Below are 17,741 nucleotides of genomic sequence, written 5' to 3'. Positions count from 1 at the left end.
CCGGCTTTTGCAGCCGCCGTTGAGACGGGTGGCAACGCGAGCGCCAGAACGGCTGACAACTCCCCCGTGGCCTGCGTCTTTCAAGCGATCCCAAGAAATTTTAGGAGATTTCGGAGAACAAATCCTTGAGGGCAGTGCGGGCGGCCAAGTGCTTGCGGGTGGACTCGAGGATCTCGGCTTCCCGCCGCAGGCGATTTTCGGTGCTGACCATTTCCAGCAGCGCTTGCTGCTCCCGGGGAGCCCCGTGAAAGTGGCTGGCAACCCAGTAGGATAACTCTATCGGGGTAGTGGGCAGTCGCTCCGGCAGCTCCGTCTCCCGCTCCATTAGCTTGCCGGAGAGGCGCACCACATCCTGAAGTAGGGTGGAAACCTGCTGCACCAAGCCCTGCAAATCCGCAGTGGTCGGCTCATCCTCAATCCACTCCACCAGCCCCACCCGGAAGGGCTTTTCCCGCACGTAGTTCAACACCCGGAAGCGCTGCTGCCCCAAGGTCAAAATGTCCATGCGGTCATCCGGCAACCGCTGTACCTGCAACACCTCGGCACAACAGCCCACCCGCACCGGGGATCCCGTCTGGGGATCGAACATCAGCACCCCGAAACGGCGATCCGTCTCCAGGATGGTGTTGATCATCATGCGATAGCGGTACTCGAAAATGTGCAGCGGCAGGGGGCGGCCCGGAAACAACACCACCTCTGGCAGGGGAAACAGGGGTAGCTCACGTACGTCCACAGAAGAGGAAGGCATAAGGCTTTGCTTTTTGCGCTACTGAGTCTAGTTTAGCGATCTCGACGGAGCCACACCGACCGATTCCTAAGCAAAGCGGTGGTGCCAAAGGGTGATGGCGATGGCCAGGGCATCGGCAGCATCGTCGGGGCGGGGCAGGCTGGGCAGATTGAGCTCGCGGGCCACGGCGGCTTGCACGGCCTGTTTGTCAGCGCGCCCGTAGCCCGTCAGGCTTTGCTTCACCTGGGCAGGGGTGAACTCCACCGGCACCAGATGATACTGGGCCAGGACGAGTAGGATCACCCCCCGCGCCTGGGCGATGGGGATGGTGTTGCCCATTTTGTAGAAGAAGAGCTTTTCCAACCCCACCTGATGGGGCTGAAACTGGCGCAGCAGCTCCTTTAGATCCTCGTAGAGGGTTTGCAGCCGTTCCGGGATTGATTGCTCCCCAGGGGTGCTGATGACTCCGTAGTCCAGGGAGCGAAGTCCGCCGGCACCTGCCAGGATGCAGCCAAAACCCACCGTCCCCAACCCCGGGTCGAGGCCGAGGATACGCTGCTCAGGGGTGGGGTCTGAGGACTCCGTCCCGCTGACGCGAGAGGACTCCGTCCCGCTGACGCGAGAGGACTCCGTCCCGCTGACGCGAGAGGACTCCGTCCCGCTGACGCGATCAGGCAGGGGGTCTCTCCTTGCCGGCAGAGGCGTCCGGCGTGGCATGGTCGGTGTACAAATAGGTCAACCCCGAGATCAGAGTGAGGGCCACCGCCACCCAAAAACAGGGGATCCCGATAGGCCAGTTCAGGATCAGCAGGGCAATGGCCAGGATTTGGGCGACCGTCTTGGCTTTGCCCCAGAGATTGGCGCCGCGGATTTGGCTTTGGTTGGCCCGCCAGCCGGCGATGGCCAGCTCTCGCCCCACCAACAAAAACACTCCCCAAGCGGGGATCCGCCCCAGCTCCAGCAGGCTCAGCAGCGGGGCCAGCACCAGCAGCTTGTCCACCAGGGGATCCAGAACCTTGCCCACATCGGTCACCAGCCCATAGCGGCGGGCCAAGTGGCCGTCCAGCCAATCAGTTGCCGCCGCCAGCAAAAACGCCCAGAAAGCCAGCCCTTGCCCCAGCGGGGATCCCAGGCCCAGCCCCAGCAGAATCAAAGGGATCCCTCCAAGGCGCAGCAAGGTGATGGCGGTGGGCAGGTTGAGCCACGCCGGCTTGGGAACTAGGACTGGGCTGGTAGGGTTCACCTCGACCTCCTTGACGACCTCGACTACCGATAGCGGCCTAAGCGCTCGGTGAGCAGGCGGTAAAACTCCTCGGCATCCACCCCAAAAGCTACCTGCACATTGGCGGGGCGGCCACTCAGCCCCCAGCGATCCACCACCGTCCGGCCCAGATTGAGGGGGCTAGCCGTCTCCACCTCCACGTAGCAGGGCTTGAGCTCGAACAACTGCGGCTGCAGCAGGTAGGCGACTACACAGGGATCGTGCAGCGGCCCCCCCGGCAGGCCGTAGCGCCGGATGTCGAACTTGCCGTAGAAGGCGAGCATGTCGGCCACCGTCTGGCCTACCCGCGTGCCGAGGGCGCGGATCCGCTCGATCCGCTCCGGCGTACTGAGGACTTGCTGGGTAACGTTCAGGCCCAGCATCACCACCTCGGGGATCCCGGCGCTGAGCACGATCTGAGCAGCATGGGGATCGGTGAAGATGTTGAACTCGGCGGCCGGGGTGGTGTTTCCCTCAAAGGCAGATCCCCCCATGAACACCAGACGTCGGATGCGCTCCACGATGCGGGGCTGCTGCACCAGGGCTACTGCCAAGTTGGTCATCGGGCCCAGCAGCGCCAGGGTAACCGGCTCCTGCGCCGCCATCAAGGTCTCGATCAGGTACTGCACGGCGTGCAGGGATCCCAGCGGCATCTGGGGCTCCGGCAAGTTGGCCCCGTCGATCCCGCTTTTGCCATGCACCTCTTCGGCAGTCTGCAGCGGGCGCAACAGCGGGCGGGGACAGCCGGCATAGACTGCCATCTGCGGGCAGCCGGCCAGCTCGCAGATCTGCCGGGCGTTGCGGCTGGTTTTTTCCACAGAGACATTGCCGGCCACCGTGGTAATGCCCAGCACCTCTAGCTCCGGCGAAGCCATCGCCAGGAGCAGGGCCACCGCGTCGTCTTGGCCGGGGTCGCAATCGATGATCAGGGGCACCATAGGGCTCCCAGAGGCCTTTCACCCCTAGTGTAGGCGGCAATGGCACGCTGATACATTTACGCTGAACACTGCTGAACATCACTGTTCAACTATGCAGCGATAGCATTCTGCTTGTTTCCATTCGCGTTAGCGGGACGGAGTCCAAACAGAATGGCGGTATCCCGCAAAGCTTTGAGTAGAATACCCAAAGCGCAGTTTCCGTGTCGTCTTACTACCAATTTTCTGCTTTGCTTTGGCTACCATGTTGGCAGACTCGAAAGTAAACAGAAAGATCAACTGGTAGTAATCCGTACTGAACATATTATACATTATTTTCAGTATAGTTGAGCTTATTATTGACTAGAGTCATGCTCTCTTTGAGTCTCCCTTGGCTGACTCTGAAGGCCAAGGCAGATTCCGGTCAGGTTTAAGAAGATTTAAGATCGAAGGCGGTTCTTATCGTTTTCTATCCTTATTGAAGCCCGACACCCACCCACTGCACATCAGCCTTTTGCTCGACTGGGAGCCGCCTGCTGGAGAGCCGCTGGCGGCAGAGGCTTTGTTGTCGCCAGAACGCTTTGTGGCTGAGGTCTTCCAGGATCCGGAAGCCTTTCTGGAGGCTCTGCGAGGGGAGGAAAACCATCCGGACTGCCTGGTGCTGCTGGTGGAAGCGACGCGGCTGGACAAGCTGGAGGCGTTGGGCTGTCAGCTTTGCAAGCAGGGACTGTTGCTGCCGACAGTGGTGGCCATTGTGTCGGAAGAGCTCAAACCGGAAGGCGGCGCCAGCCGCTCCGGCGAAGCGTCCTCCCCCCCTGTTCCTCCGGGGGCGAGAGCTCTGCTCAAGCGGGAGCGGTTTTTCTACCACAACGCCACTCTGGTTCGCCTCGTCTCGCCGTCAGAGCTGTTGCCGCCAAAGGGATCCCAGGCCACTCCTTCTGCTTCTCCCTTGGAGCTGCTGATCAACCGAGCCATTGCCCTGTTTCTCCAGATTTCCCCCACCTGCAGCCTGCCTGCAGCAAACCCTCACCCCAAGGATCAGCCCTACCTGCTCTACACGCACCAGCAGCAGCGGCGGCTGGCGGAAAAGCTGCGGGAACGCCTCGGCTACGCCGGCGTGTACTACCATCGGGATCCGGAGCTGTTCTACCGCCACCTGCCCCCCGACGAGCAGCAGGCCCTCATGCGGCGGCTGCGTAACCTTTACCAGGCTATTGTCCTGGAGTATTTTCAATCTCCTGAGACCGTCAATGCCCGCATCGACGAGCTGGTGGCCCTTGCCTTTTTTGCCGACATCGGCGCCGCCCAACTGTTGGAGCTGCACATGAACCTAATGGAGGATTTTGCCAAACAACTAAAACTGGAGGGTCGCAGCGAAGAGATCCTGCTGGATTACCGCCTCACTCTCATCGACGTGATGGCCCACCTGAGCGAAATGTACCGCCGCTCCATTCCCAAATCTGCCCCAAGGGATCCCTAGGTTATGTCCACTCGCAAAGCCTATGTCCTCAAGCTCTACGTGGCGGGCAATACCCCCAATTCTCTGCGCGCCCTCAGCACCTTGCAAGACATTCTGGAAAAAGAGTTCCGCGGCGTGTACAGCCTGAAAGTCATCGACGTCTTGAAAAATCCGCAACTGGCAGAGGAAGATAAGATCCTGGCAACACCGACCCTGGCCAAAATCCTGCCGCCGCCGGTGCGGAAGATTATCGGCGATCTGTCCAACCGAGAGAAGGTGCTCATCGGCCTAGATCTGCTCTACGAAGAATTGGACGAAGAGGCTTAGGACAGGTTTTAGGGGAGAGAGGGGCATGAACCAACCATTGGAACCTTCTGAGTCAGAAAAGCTGCAAGGTAACGCCGCGGAGGGGATCCCATCGACCTACTTCCTGGGCGGGCCCGAGCCGCGGGGGATCCCGAAAAAACAGACGGGTATCGAGGGTTTTGAAGACATCAGCCACGGCGGGCTGCCCCTGGGCCGCACCACCTTGGTCAGCGGTACCTCCGGCACCGGCAAAACTCTGTTTGCCCTGCAGTTTCTCTACAACGGCATTGTCAAGTACCAGGAGCCAGGGATCTTTGTTACTTTTGAGGAGACCCCTGCCGACATCATTCGCAACGCCGCCAGCTTCGGCTGGGATCTGCAGGCCCTCATCGACAAGGGGCAGCTCTTTATTCTGGATGCTTCGCCGGATCCGGAGGGCTACGAGGTAAGCGGCAATTTCGATTTGTCGGCCCTCATCGAGCGCATCCAATATGCCATTCGCAAATACAAAGCCAAGCGGGTGGCCATCGACTCGGTAACGGCCATCTTTCAGCAGTATGAGCCGGCGGGCGTGGTGCGGCGGGAGCTGTTTCGCCTGACAGCCCGCCTCAAGCAGGCCAACGTCACCACGGTCATGACCACCGAGCGCACTGAGGAGTACGGCCCCATCGCCCGCTATGGGGTGGAGGAGTTCGTCTCCGACAACGTGGTGATCCTGCGCAACATCCTGGAGGGGGAGAAGCGGCGGCGTACCATCGAGATCCTGAAGCTGCGGGGCACCACCCACATGAAGGGGGAATATCCCTTCACCATCACCAACGAGGGGATCAACATCTTCCCGCTGGGAGCGATGCAACTGACGCAGCGCTCTTCCAACGTGCGCGTCTCTTCCGGCATCGAGAAGCTGGACGAGATGTGCGGCGGTGGCTTTTTCAAAGACTCGATTATCTTGGCTACCGGCGCCACCGGCACAGGCAAGACCTCGCTGGTGAGCAAGTTCCTCGAGCGAGGCTGCCTAAATGGGGAGCGCTGCATCCTGTTTGCCTACGAAGAGTCGCGGGCCCAGCTTGCCCGCAATGCCTCTTCCTGGGGCATCGACTTTGAGGAGTTTGAGCGGCAAGGCCTCCTTAAGATCATCTGCGCCTACCCCGAGTCCGCCGGCCTGGAAGACCACCTGCAGAAGATCAAAACCGAGATGATGGCCTTCAAGCCCTCCCGCATGGCCATCGACTCGCTGTCGGCGCTGGCGCGGGGTGTGAGCCAAAATGCTTTTCGACAGTTTGTTATCGGCGTAACCGGCCTGGCCAAGCAGGAGGAGATCACCGGCTTTTTCACCAACACCACCGATCAATTCATGGGATCCCATTCCATTACCGAGTCGCACATCTCCACCATCACCGACACAATCATTCTGCTGCAGTATGTGGAGATTCGCGGCGAGATGGCACGGGCGCTCAACGTCTTTAAAATGCGGGGATCCTGGCATGACAAGGGCATCCGCGAGTACCTCATCTCGGATTCGGGGATTCAAATTCGCGATTCCTTCCGCGGCTACGAGCGGATTATCAGCGGATCCCCGACCCGCATCAATGTGGATGAGAAGAACGAGCTCTCTCGAATTGTGCAAAATGTCCAATCTTTGGACGAGTAGGGGCTTGGGCTTGACCGGCGCCAACTGCCCCTAACATTTTGCAACCATAGGTTTTTGGCTGCGTGCATCCGCCAGGGGCTCCTTTGTTCAGCGATCTTCCCGACTTTTTCCCTCAACCCAAGAGCAGCTCTTCTCCCACGCCCATCTCGGCCATCGGCGAGGCGGGGCTGTTGCAGATCGTGCAGCGCTACTGTCCTGCCCAGGTGGTGGGAGACGACGGGGCGGTGTTGCCCGCTCCTGAGGGGCAGTTGGTGGTGAGCACCGATGTCTTGGTGGAGGGGGTTCACTTTAGCGACGTGACAACCCCGGCCCACGCGGTGGGCTGGCGGGCGGTGGCGGCCAATCTCTCGGATCTGGCAGCGATGGGATCCCGTCCGCAGGCGTTGGTGGTGGGCTTGGGCCTGCCGGGATCCACGCCGGTGGCTTGGGTAGAGGAGCTCTACGAAGGGATGCGGGCCTGCTGTGCCCGTTGGGGAGCAGAATTGGTGGGGGGGGATCTGTGTCGGTCGCCGCAGCGGTTTGTGGCGATCACGGCCCTGGGATCGGTGCAGCCGGGGCGGGCGATTGAGCGCAGACGGGCTCAGCCGGGCGATTGGCTGGTGGTCACAGGGCCCCACGGCGACGCGCGGGCCGGCCTGGAGCTGCTGCTCCATCCCGAACAGGGATCCTCAGCCACGGCAGCACAGCGGCAGCAGTTGATCAGAGCCCACCAATACCCGCGCCCGCGCTTGGATGTTCTGTCCCTTTTGGAAGCGCTCCCCGGTCCTCTGCGCCTGGCCGGCATGGACACCAGCGATGGCTTGGCGGACGCCCTGGTGCAGGTGTGCCAGAGCAGTGGGGTAGCGGCGCGGATCGCGGCGGAGCGGATCCCGATTTCGGTGGCTTTGCGCCAGGCGTTCCCGGCCCAAGCTTTGGAGTGGGCGCTTTATGGGGGCGAAGACTTTGAGCTGCTTCTCAGTGCCGAGGTGTCGGTGGCCAAGCATCTGTTGGAAAAGTTGCCAGGAGCCGCCTGGATTGGGGAAGTAACCGGCTGGGATCCGCAGGGGACGGTGCGGTTGCAGGACGGGCAAATCCTCAGCCGCCAGCAGGCCTTCCAGCACTTTTGAGCCTGTCTGAAAAACTCACTGGCCACCTAGGCCGCTCAAAACTGCCCAAAGTTGAAAACCAAGCTACTCGAGTCGGAAAGGAAACCGGAACTGGGATTGGGTAACCTGGAAGTGTAGAGAAAACCGCAAAAGGACAAACCTCGGCCCGAAAAGGCCGCGGGCACGTGCAGAACTTCGGAGAATTGGAGACTTCTGGATGAAAGCTATCTTAGCAGCAGCCGCGATCGGTTTGGCAGGGATCCCTCTGCTGGCCCCCTTGCCAGGAGAGGCCCAGCCGCTTTTCCAATTGGGTGCCTACCGCCTTGAGCAGGGGACGATTATTCCCGTCGGCAGCCTCAGCAGCGAAGGGCCGCAATACTTTTACCCCGACACCATCTACCCGCTGGAGGTGGCCGTCACGCAAAACATTTTCGACAACCAGGGGCGTTTGGTGATCCCGGCGGGCAGCCGCGTTTTTGGGCAAATGGAACCGGCACCGGGCGGATCCCGCTTTGTTGCCACCTCCATCGTCCTCGGCGGTCGCACCTATAGCCTGCAGGCCTCTTCCGGCATCCTCCACGACGAGAAGGATCCCCGCCAGTATTCGGCTGAGGCCATCGCCCAGGATGCAGCCATCGGGGCAGTCGCAGGCACCCTTTTGGGAGCCATCAGCGGCGGCGTCTCGGCGGGCAATGTTCTAGGCGGGGCAGTGGCTGGCGTGGTGGTGGGCAATGTAACCGCTCCCCAGGTGGTGGTGCTGCGCCCCGGCCAGTCGTTTAATCTGACTTTGGAAGCGCCGCTCACCCTGTAATCCCCGGCTTCTGTTCCAAGGCAGGGGTGGAGATCCGGCAACTTGTGATTCACTGGATCAGCAAGTTGTGGATCCCGTGTCTCTATGCCTGCAGAATCCAAGTCCACTCCTGTCCTGCACACCACGGAGCACACGTTCAACGCCGGGGGAAAGTCCTTCCCCTACAGGGCGGTGGCCGGCTGGCAGACCCTCTTCCGGCGGGAAAAGCCGGTAGCCGAGATCTTCCACGTCGCCTATCTGAGGCAGGAGGTTGACTCCCGACAGCGGCCTCTCACCTTCGTCTTCAACGGCGGGCCGGGGGCGGCCTCTGCCTATTTGCACATGGGATCCCTGGGGCCGAGACGCCTCCGCTTTGGGCCCAACGGCAGCTTGCCGCCCTCGCCAGTGCAACTGGTGGATAACGGCGAAAGTTGGCTGCTGTTTTCTGATTTGGTCTTTGTCGATCCGGTGGGGACGGGGTTCAGCCGCGCCCTGCCCAAGGAGTCTCAAGACGTCAAAAGTTCTCAGGAAAAATCCGATCCGGCGGCCAAGCCCACCCAGGCGGAGGAAAAGGAAGACGAGCCCCCCAAGGAGGCTCCCTTTTGGGACGTGGAGCGGGATTTGCAATCCTTGGGCGAGTTTATCCAGGGCTTCCTCTCGCGCTACAAGCGCTGGCTCTCTCCCATTTTCATTGCCGGCGAGAGCTACGGGGGCTTTCGGGTGGCGCGGCTGGCCAAGGAGCTGCAAGCCAAGTTTGGCGTGGGCCTGTCGGGGGCTATTCTCATCTCGCCGGCCATCGAGTTCGGGCTGCTGGAGACCACCGATTACAACCTCAGCACCTGGGCAATGCTTTTCCCCTCCTATGTCGCCACAGCAGCCTATCATGGGCGGTGTGGCTGGGGGGAGGATTTGCAGATCCTGCTGCCCAAAGCAGAAGGCTTTGCCCGCCAGCGGCTGTTGCCCCTCTTGGCCATGGGAGAGGCGATGCCAGAAGCGGAGCGGCAGGCCATCTACGCGGAGATGGCGGCAGGGATCGGACTCTCGCCGGAGTATGTGGCCCACAAGGGGGGGCGGATCGACCCGGCCAGCTTTGCCCGCGAGCTGTTGCGCTCCCAGCGGCTGGTGCTGGGGCTCTACGACGCCTCTGTAGCCACCGTGGATCCCTTTCCGGATCGGCCTACCTTCGAGGGATCCGATCCCACCTTAGATGGGGTAGATCGCCTGTTTACTGCCGCCATCAACAGCCACCTGCGGGAGACCCTGCAGGTGGACACGGAGCTGACCTATCACCTCCTGAACCTAGAGGTGTTCAAGTCCTGGCGCTTCGCCCCCAAGGGGGAGCTCAAGCAAGGGTTCATCGGCGCCATGGACGAGCTGCGCAGCAGCATGGCCCTCAACCCCCACATGCGGGTGAGCATTCACCACGGCTTCTACGACCTGGTCACCCCTTACTTTGCCTCCAACCACCTGGTGGATTTGATGAAGCTGGATCCCCGCCTCAAGGCCAACCTCACCCTGCGCCACTACCGCGGCGGCCACATGTTCTACACCTGGGATCCCTCGCGGGCCGAGTGGTTTGCCGAAATGGCTGAGTTTTACCGAAAGGCCGTTTCCAGCTCGGGGATCCCTGCGTGATGGGCAATCCCAACCCCGCCTGCCTACTGCCGCAGCCAACGGGTGGTGCCGTCTTTTTGGTCGATAAGGGTGATCCCCAGAGCCTTTAACTGCTCCCGAATGCGATCGGCTTCGGCAAAGTTTTTCGCCTTGCGGGCCGCCGTGCGTTGGGCCACCAGCTCTTCAATCCGCGCGTCTTCAAGGGGTGGAAGCTTGGCCAGTTCCCCGTTGGCGGCAGCTTTCTCGGATCCCTGGGCAGGCTGGGGCCAGCAGAAGCCCAGCGTGGCCAAGATCTCCAGCAGGGCGGCGCCCTTCTGCCTCAGCAAGTGCGGCTGCAGGTGGGTGTGGCCCTGGTGGGTCAAGAGGTTGTGCTCGCGGATCAGTTCCTTGGCCAGCTCAAAGGCAAGAGCCAGCGCCCCAGGGGTGCCGAAGTCGTCGTCCATGGCCGTCTGGAAAGCCCTCATCGCCTCGGAATCGGGGGATCCCCCTTGGCCAAACTGCTGGGCGCAGTGGATCCCTTTTTGGAGAGTCTCCCAGCCGTGGCTGGCCGCCTCCATTGCTGCTTCAGTGAGGTCAATCGGGCTGCGGTAATGGGTCTGCAGCAGGAACAGCCGCAGGGCCATGGGGTGATAGAGGGCAAGGGCCTGTCGTAGGGTGGTGAAGTTGCCCAAAGATTTGGACATCTTCTGGCCGTTGACGTTGACAAAGCCGTTGTGCAGCCAGTACTTGGCCAGCGGCTTGCCGGTAATTGGCTCGGATTGGGCCAGCTCGTTCTCGTGGTGGGGAAAAATGAGGTCTGCCCCACCAGCGTGAATGTCGATGTGATCCCCCAGAGTCTCTCGCACCATGGCCGAACACTCGATGTGCCAGCCCGGTCGCCCCCAACCCCAAGGGGACTCAAACCCCGGCTCGGAAGGGGGGGCCGCCTTCCAAAGGGCAAAGTCAAAGGGATCCCGTTTGCCAGCGCCCTCTTCTCCCACCCGGCCGCTGGCCCCTGCCTCCAGCTCCTCCAGCTTGCGACCGGAGAGCTGGCCGTAATCCGGGAACTTACGGACGGCATAGTAGACATCGTAAGCAGGAGTCTCCCCCTGAGGGGCGAGGGGATCCCGTACCCGGTAGGCAAAGCCCTTGAGCTCCAGCGATTGGATCAGCTCGAACATGGCCCGCAGCGATCGGGTTGCCCTGGGGTAGAGATCGGCCCGCTTGATGTTGAGGCGATCCATATCTTGGAAATACTCGGCGATGAAGCGTTCCGCCACCGCCTGCATCGACTCGCCCCGCTCTAAGGCCCGCTTGAGGATCTTGTCGTCCACGTCGGTAAAGTTCTGCACATACTTCACCCGGTAGCCGCGGCACTCCAGGTAACGACGCACCATATCCCACACCACATAGGTGCGCGCGTGGCCGAGATGGCAGAGGTCGTAAACCGTGACGCCGCAGACGTACATCCGCACCAGCGGCTTCTCCCCGCCCGCCGCCTCGTCGGCAGAAATGGACTCAGAGCCACCGAAGGGTTGAAACACTTCCTTACGGCGAGTCAAGGTGTTGTAGACAACCAAAGTCATGGAGAATCCTGGTTTGTAGTTTCAGCTACAGCAAAGCGGGCTTTATCTTCCAGATCGGCACGGTGGCACACTCTGTTCTACATCGGATAAGGCTCGACAAAATCTCAACAGGCCGAAGGCTGAAATCATTGTGGGACAAGCATTTTAGCTGAAGTTACCTGCAAAGACTTGTCTAGATTTATTAACTACGGTACTCTAACCTGAGTGCGAACCAACGTATTCATTATCGAACTGCGCTTGGGCTTCACCGGCCTCGGTGGAGCTTGCAGCAAGGGGCCGCTGGCCTCAATTTTGACATCTTCTCTTTCACTCTAGTGTCAGCCTGTTGGTGTGAGGATGCCCCAAAGATTGACGTTCTCAGATGCCCAGGGGAGGGAGCTGGACATCCATAGCGCTGCCGTGAGCACCCTTTCTCCGCCCAAGGATCCGGCAGGGATCCCGACCGCTCAGGAGCGGGCTGCCGAGGGGGGAGAGCCGGCACTTCTGTCTGCCCCGTCAAGACTCCGGTGGGCTGGCTTAGCCCTTTCTCTCAGCTTAACGGGCCTGGTGTGGCTCCTGAAGCTGGAGGCCGATCCCCACGCCGATGCCCTGGAAGAGTCGGGGCCGGCCCCCTCCGATGAGCCAGCCGAGCTAGAAAATCCAGATCCCTCGACCTTGGCTCCGGCGCGACGGGGCTACCCGAGGTGGGCCACCGGCCTCTTGCTCATGCTGGGCTTGGCGGGGGTGGCCACGCTGCATCAACGCCAGCTTTCTCGTCACCCTTGGGGATCCCGGCTAGCGGAGCCGATTCCGCCCTCGGTGCACACGCTGTCCGGCGCCCTGCAGCAGAACTACGAGCAAAAAAAAGCCCAACTGCGGCAAGCCTTCGAGGCGGGCCAGATCCCGACTGGGGAAGGGCCCCGAGGCATTCTCGAGCATGAGGTGCAGCCGGGGGAAACCCTCTGGCATCTGACCCAGATGTACCAGCTCGATGCCGCCGCCATCACTGTCTCCAACGGCATTCAAGCCAGTACGCCGCTGCGGCCAGGGCAGAAGCTGCTGATCCCCAGCCAGCCGGGATTGATCTACAGCGTCAAGCCGGGAGATACACTGGAAGACATTGCCAACCGCTACCGGGTTCCGCAGCAGCGGATCATCGAGGCAACTCCCCTGGATCGGCCTGAGTATCTGCGCATTGGCCAACGACTGCTCATCCCCGGCGATGTGGGCGAGCTGATCCGGCGCGAGAACGAGATGCTCGCCCGCCGCGAGGCAGAAGAACGCCGCCGCCAGGAAGAGGAAGCCCAGGAACAAGCTCGATTACAGGCCGAGCAGCAACGCCAGGCCCAGCAGATGCAGCAAGAACGACAGGCCCTCTTGGCCGGTGGCTCGCTGGTCCACACGGTGGGAGCTGGCGACACCATCGAGCGGATTGCCGCTCGCTATGGGGTGACGCAGCGGTCGATCATCCAGGCTAACCACTTGCGCAATCCCCACTGGCTACGCATTGGCCAACGCCTGACAATTCCGGCGCCTGGCACGCAGCCCGCCCCGCCGGCCCCCGGGCGACGAGCCCGGAGCCAATCCCAAGCTCGGCCAGCGCCGGCAGCTCCTCCTCCAGCTCTTCCTCCGGCCCGCAGCAGTGGCTTCATCTGGCCGGTTGCGGGGCAAATCACCTCCGGCTTTGGCTACCGTCGCGGTCGCTTCCATGCGGGGGTCGATATTCCCGGCCCGGTGGGATCCCCCATTGTAGCCGTTCAGGAGGGGGAGGTCATTTTTGCCGGCAATGCCGGGGATGGCTACGGCAATCGCGTCGATATTCGCCATCCCAACGGGATCGTTACCCGCTACGCCCACGGTCACCGGATCTATGTGTCCAAGGGCCAGTATGTGCAGCAGGGCCAGGTAATCATGAGCCGGGGCAATACGGGCCGCAGCACAGGGCCACACTTGCACTTTGAAGTCCGCCCCGGCGGGGGCGCGCCTGTGGATCCGCGGCCCTATCTGCCCTAAACACGTTTCAAACAAGAGGCTGCGCAGAACAGCCAGTCCCGGGCATAAATTGCTAGCCTAAAAAAGCAAACTCCAGACCGTAGGAACACGCCGATGCAGTGGGTGAACGCGCTCTCCCAGCTCCCTTCTCTGGAAGCGGCTCTGCGGCAGGTGGTGGAGGAAGCTAAGGCTAAGCTCCAGGTAGCCCAACTGAAGAGCGCCCTGACGCGACAGGTGCAGGCGGTGGGATCCGGCAGCCTGCCGGGGCTGCTCACCGGGTACGTCCCCTCTCAGCCGCTGCGGCCCAACTTGGGGATCCTGTTTGTGTCGGCGGCCTTTGCCAGCGAGTACATTCGCGTGCTGCCCCTGTTGTCGGAGCTGTTGGAGGTGGACGTTTTGATCGGCTGCTCCGGCGGCGGGATCGTGGGTGGGGGGCATGAAATTGAGGAGGGGCCGGCCCTGTCGCTGTCTTTGGCGGTGCTGCCGGATGTGGCCTTGCACCCTTTTTATTTGCGGGGAAACCAATTGCCCGACTTGGATGCACCTCCTTCGGCCTGGATAGACTTGGTTGGAGTTTTGCCGCAGAGCAAGCCCCATTTTCTGCTCTTGGCGGATGGATTTTCCTCTCGAATCTCTGAGCTGTTGCAAGGGCTGGATTTTGCCTATCCGGGGGCGGTCAAGGTGGGGGGATTGGCCAGTGGCGGCCGCGGCCCTCGCGGCAATGCTCTGTTTTTGCTGGATGCGCGTACCCCCACACCCCGGCGGGAGCTGTATCGGGAAGGCACGGTGGGGCTGGCCCTCTCCGGCAACGTGGTGCTAGATGCGGTGGTGGCTCAGGGATGTCGCCCGATTGGGGATCCCTTGCGCGTCACCGAAGCGGAGGGGAATGTGATCCTCAGCTTGGAGGGGCGTCCTCCTTTGGCGGTCTTACAGGATTTGGCCGAACGGCTCAGCCCATCGGATCAACGCTTGGCCCGCCAAGCTCTCTTCATCGGCCTGCTGATGGACGAGTTCAAATCCGAGCCGACGTCGGGAGATTTTCTCATTCGCGTGATCCTGGGCATCGATCCACGGGTGGGGGCGATCGCCATCGGGGATCGGGTGCGCCCCGGCCAGACGGTGCAGTTTCATCTGCGCGATGCCCAGACTTCGGCGGAAGATCTGCGGTGGGCCCTCAGCCGCTATTGTGCCGAGCGCAACCTACAGCAAAGCTACCCCGCAGAACGCTCCTCTCAACCCAAGCCGGATCCCTGTGGGGCGCTGATGTTCTCCTGCCTGGGACGAGGCAAGGGGCTGTACGGTACCCCCAACTTTGACTCGCAACGGTTTCGGGAATTGCTGGGAGAGCTACCCCTGGGGGGCTTTTTTTGCAACGGCGAGATCGGCCCGGTGGGGGGATCCACCTTTTTGCACGGCTACACCTCCTGCTTTGGGATCTTCCGGCCCGCCCGCTAAGGTTTTGGCAATCCTGAGCTGAGTTTGTAGCTGAGACCCAGACTCCCTCAGCGACGCTGCCGAAGTCCTGGAGATGCCCCAGCGGGGAAAGAAGGGAAGCTGGAGCGGTGGTCTATAATCCTGCCAATCCCTCGATCGCCGCCCTCAGCCATGGCCGATGTCGCTCCGGTTGTCACTTCTGCCCTTCTGACTGTTCAGGGGTTGCGGGTTTTCTTGCCCAGCCGCACTGCCGGCAGCCAGGCAGAATGCTTGGGATCCCCGGTGGTGGATGGGCTGTCCTTTCAACTGGGGGCCGGACAAGTCCTGGGCTTAGTGGGGGAATCCGGATCCGGCAAGACCATAACCGCCCTGACGCTGATGGACTTGCTGCCCAGCTCCGCTCGGGTGGAAGGCACCATTCTCTTTCAGGGCCCCCAGGGAACAGTGGACTGGCTGCGGCTGGATCCCCGGCAACGGCGGCGCTACCGCGGCTCCCAGATCGCCATGATCTTCCAAGAGCCGAGCACCGCCCTCAACCCCCTCTACACCTGTGGCCAGCAGTTGCGGGAAACCCTGAGGGCCCACAGCTCCCTCCCCCCAGCGGAGCTCCGCGCCCAAGCCATCCGCCTGTTTGAGGAAGTGCAGCTTTCTCCCCAGATGCTGGAGCGCTATCCCCATCAGCTCTCCGGCGGCCAGATCCAGCGGGCGGCCATCGCCTGTGCCATCGCCTCTAACCCCAAGCTGTTGATTGCTGATGAGCCGACTACCGCCTTGGATGTAACGGTGCAAGCCGAGATCTTGCGCCTGCTCCGGGATCTGCAGCAGCAGCGACAGATGGCGATCCTCTTCATCACCCACGACCTCAATTTGGTGGCGGAATTGGCGGATCAGGTGGTGGTGATGTGCCGGGGCCAAGCCGTGGAACAAGGATCGGTGAAACAGATCTTTTGGGATCCCCAGCACCCCTACACCCGCGGCCTGCTGGCCTGTCGCCCACCGTTGGAGCGGCGGTTGCGGCGGCTGCCCACCGTCCAGGATTTCCAGGAAAAGGGGGGATCCCTCGAGGAGCGGTGGCAGCAACTGGAGATCCCAGCCGCCGAAGAGGAAGAACGGCTGCGCCAGATATGCAGCCAGCCCCCTCTGTTGCAGGTGCGGGAGTTGCGCACCCACTATGCCGTCCGTCGCGGGCCATTGGGCCGCCAGGTGGGCGAGATCCGAGCTGTGGACGGGATCAGCTTCGACCTGTATCCAGGCGAAACCCTGGGGGTGGTGGGCGAGTCCGGCTGCGGCAAAACCACCCTGGGGCGAACCCTGTTGCGTCTAATCCGCGCCAGTTCCGGCCAGGTAATCTACGACGGAGAAGACTGGCTCCGCCTGCCGCCTCGGCGCCTGCGCCGCTTGCGCCGCGAGATCCAGCTTATCTTTCAGGATCCGGCAGCCTCTTTGGATCCGCGCATGAGTGTGGGAGCCAGCGTCATGGAGCCGATGGTGCTGCACGGGATGGGGAGAAACGCCGCCGAGCGGCGAGCACGAGCCCAACGCCTGTTTGAACGAGTCGGGTTGGATCCCGAGGCGCTGGATCGTCTGCCCCACCAGTTTTCCGGCGGGCAGCGGCAGCGGATTTGCATTGCCCGCGCCCTGGCTTCGGAGCCGCGCCTGCTCGTCTGCGACGAGGCAGTGTCTTCCCTGGATGTCTCCGTACAGGCCCAGGTGCTGAACTTGCTCAAGGATCTGCAGGAGGAGCTGGGACTGACCTATCTGTTCATCTCCCACGACCTAAGCGTGGTCAAGTTCATGAGCGACCGCATTCTGGTCATGAACCGAGGCCGCATCGAAGAAATTGGCCCTGCCGCTCAGATCTACCGGAACCCGCAGCAGGACTATACCCGCCGCCTCATCGCCGCCATTCCCAAAGGGGATCCGAAAAAGCGTGCCCGCCAAGCCGGATGAAGGGTCTCCCCTGGAGCCGCGCCCACCCGCCTCCCGGCCAGATTTGCAATGAGGCTAGAATTAAGTAAACTTTGAGTCGTAAAGCTTTGGACTCTTGTTAGCTGATTTAACAAAACGTTTTATCCGCAGTTTGGACTGCAACCGGATATGGCTCGCATACTCATCATTGAGGACGACCCTTCAATTCTGGATATTCTGCGTATCAATCTGGAGTTGGCGGGCTATGAGGTCGTGAAGGCCACCGATGGGGTACGCGGACAAGCACTGGCTCTGCAGGTTCTTCCGGATCTCATCATTCTCGACCTGATGCTGCCCCAGGTGGACGGCCTGACGGTTTGCCAGCGCTTGCGGCGGGAGGAGCGCACCAGCGAGATCCCGATCCTGATGCTCACCGCCCTCGGCCAAACCCAAGACAAGATTGAGGGCTTCAACGCTGGCGCCGACGACTACCTGACCAAACCCTTTGAGGTGCAGGAGCTGCTGGTGCGGGTGCGGGCCCTGCTGCGACGTGCCGATCGCATTCCCCAGACGGCCAAACACGGCGAGATCCTCACCTATGGCCCCCTCACCCTGGTGCCAGAGCGCTTCGAGGCGGTGTGGTTTGGCAAAACCATTAAGCTCACCCACCTGGAGTTTGACCTGCTCCACTGCCTGATGCAGCGGCACGGCCAGACAGTCTCCCCCAGCGAAATCCTGCAGGAAGTGTGGGGCTACGAGCCCGACGACGACATCGAGACCATTCGCGTCCACATCCGCCATCTGCGCACCAAGCTGGAGCCGGATCCGCGCCACCCCCAGTACATCAAAACTGTCTACGGGGCGGGCTACTGTCTGGAGCTGCCCAACATTGCCGATCCCCAGCCGCTGCAGCCGGAACTGGCAAAAGACTCCTCTTCCCCGTAAAAACCACCTGCCGTAGGAGAGCATGACTCTAGTCAATGATATGCTGGACTATACTGAAAATAATGCCCAGTATGTTCAGTATGGCTGCTTGGTATGGCTAGGTATGTAAAA

General features: G+C 61.6%; 15 protein-coding genes. 10 read left to right on the top strand and 5 right to left on the bottom strand.

The window, feature by feature from the left end; translation table 11 throughout:
- Positions 1 to 100 precede the first annotated feature (100 nt).
- From ACVWXC_RS07440 to ACVWXC_RS07425, 4 genes are all read right to left on the bottom strand, one after another.
- Positions 101 to 748: an LON peptidase substrate-binding domain-containing protein gene (locus tag ACVWXC_RS07440; protein WP_011430728.1), complete on the bottom strand. Its 648-nt coding sequence runs from the start codon at positions 746 to 748 to the stop codon at positions 101 to 103.
- A gap of 66 nt (positions 749 to 814) precedes the next feature.
- The gene (gene ruvC, locus ACVWXC_RS07435) at positions 815 to 1,279 is read right to left on the bottom strand and encodes a crossover junction endodeoxyribonuclease RuvC (protein WP_041439100.1); all 465 of its coding nucleotides are present in this window, start codon (positions 1,277 to 1,279) and stop codon (positions 815 to 817) included.
- A gap of 118 nt (positions 1,280 to 1,397) precedes the next feature.
- Positions 1,398 to 1,970 carry a CDP-diacylglycerol--glycerol-3-phosphate 3-phosphatidyltransferase gene (gene pgsA / locus ACVWXC_RS07430; RefSeq protein ID WP_099813062.1) on the bottom strand — a complete coding sequence of 191 codons (573 nt, stop codon included), beginning with the start codon at positions 1,968 to 1,970 and terminating at the stop codon, positions 1,398 to 1,400.
- 23 nt (positions 1,971 to 1,993) lie between these two features.
- Positions 1,994 to 2,926, bottom strand: a complete 933-nt coding sequence (locus tag ACVWXC_RS07425; protein WP_011430725.1) for a nucleoside hydrolase — start codon at positions 2,924 to 2,926, stop codon at positions 1,994 to 1,996.
- A 454-nt stretch (positions 2,927 to 3,380) separates the two neighbouring features.
- Between ACVWXC_RS07425 and ACVWXC_RS07420 the strand changes: the two genes are divergently transcribed.
- The 6 genes from ACVWXC_RS07420 (at position 3,381) to ACVWXC_RS07395 (ending at position 9,828) form a co-directional block, all read left to right on the top strand.
- Positions 3,381 to 4,382, top strand: a complete 1,002-nt coding sequence (locus ACVWXC_RS07420; RefSeq protein WP_240527350.1) for a circadian clock protein KaiA — start codon at positions 3,381 to 3,383, stop codon at positions 4,380 to 4,382.
- 3 nt (positions 4,383 to 4,385) lie between these two features.
- Positions 4,386 to 4,688, top strand: a complete 303-nt coding sequence (gene kaiB / locus ACVWXC_RS07415; RefSeq protein WP_011430723.1) for a circadian clock protein KaiB — start codon at positions 4,386 to 4,388, stop codon at positions 4,686 to 4,688.
- A 25-nt stretch (positions 4,689 to 4,713) separates the two neighbouring features.
- Positions 4,714 to 6,318 carry a circadian clock protein KaiC gene (gene kaiC / locus ACVWXC_RS07410; protein WP_011430722.1) on the top strand — a complete coding sequence of 535 codons (1,605 nt, stop codon included), beginning with the start codon at positions 4,714 to 4,716 and terminating at the stop codon, positions 6,316 to 6,318.
- 83 nt (positions 6,319 to 6,401) lie between these two features.
- On the top strand, positions 6,402 to 7,424 hold the full coding sequence (gene thiL / locus ACVWXC_RS07405) for a thiamine-phosphate kinase (protein ID WP_457391895.1): 1,023 nt from the start codon (positions 6,402 to 6,404) through the stop codon (positions 7,422 to 7,424).
- A 196-nt stretch (positions 7,425 to 7,620) separates the two neighbouring features.
- Complete coding sequence (locus ACVWXC_RS07400) at positions 7,621 to 8,214, top strand: hypothetical protein (RefSeq protein ID WP_011430720.1); 594 nt, start codon at positions 7,621 to 7,623, stop codon at positions 8,212 to 8,214.
- Between the two features lie 84 nt (positions 8,215 to 8,298).
- A complete protein-coding gene (locus tag ACVWXC_RS07395) occupies positions 8,299 to 9,828 on the top strand; it encodes a S10 family peptidase (protein ID WP_457391897.1) in 1,530 nt (509 codons plus the stop codon).
- Between the two features lie 23 nt (positions 9,829 to 9,851).
- Here the strand turns inward: ACVWXC_RS07395 and cysS are convergent, their stop codons facing one another.
- A complete protein-coding gene (gene cysS, locus ACVWXC_RS07390; protein ID WP_011430718.1) occupies positions 9,852 to 11,372 on the bottom strand; it encodes a cysteine--tRNA ligase in 1,521 nt (506 codons plus the stop codon).
- 348 nt (positions 11,373 to 11,720) lie between these two features.
- On the opposite strand from cysS, the gene ACVWXC_RS07385 reads away from it, so the two are divergent.
- The 4 genes from ACVWXC_RS07385 to ACVWXC_RS07370 all read left to right on the top strand — a co-directional run bounded on the left by ACVWXC_RS07385 (position 11,721) and on the right by ACVWXC_RS07370 (position 17,630).
- The gene (locus ACVWXC_RS07385; RefSeq protein ID WP_228375256.1) at positions 11,721 to 13,364 is read left to right on the top strand and encodes a LysM peptidoglycan-binding domain-containing M23 family metallopeptidase; all 1,644 of its coding nucleotides are present in this window, start codon (positions 11,721 to 11,723) and stop codon (positions 13,362 to 13,364) included.
- A gap of 93 nt (positions 13,365 to 13,457) precedes the next feature.
- A complete protein-coding gene (locus tag ACVWXC_RS07380; protein ID WP_011430716.1) occupies positions 13,458 to 14,798 on the top strand; it encodes an FIST signal transduction protein in 1,341 nt (446 codons plus the stop codon).
- A gap of 150 nt (positions 14,799 to 14,948) precedes the next feature.
- Entirely contained in the window at positions 14,949 to 16,727 is a 1,779-nt protein-coding gene (locus ACVWXC_RS07375) for an ABC transporter ATP-binding protein (RefSeq protein WP_457391900.1), read from the top strand.
- A 147-nt stretch (positions 16,728 to 16,874) separates the two neighbouring features.
- Complete coding sequence (locus tag ACVWXC_RS07370; RefSeq protein WP_011430714.1) at positions 16,875 to 17,630, top strand: response regulator transcription factor; 756 nt, start codon at positions 16,875 to 16,877, stop codon at positions 17,628 to 17,630.
- Positions 17,631 to 17,741 lie beyond the last annotated feature (111 nt).

This window comes from Thermostichus sp. OS-CIW-20, assembly GCF_054061455.1.
Note: the sequence above shows the minus strand (reverse complement) of the source record. Positions and strands in the feature narration are given on the sequence as shown.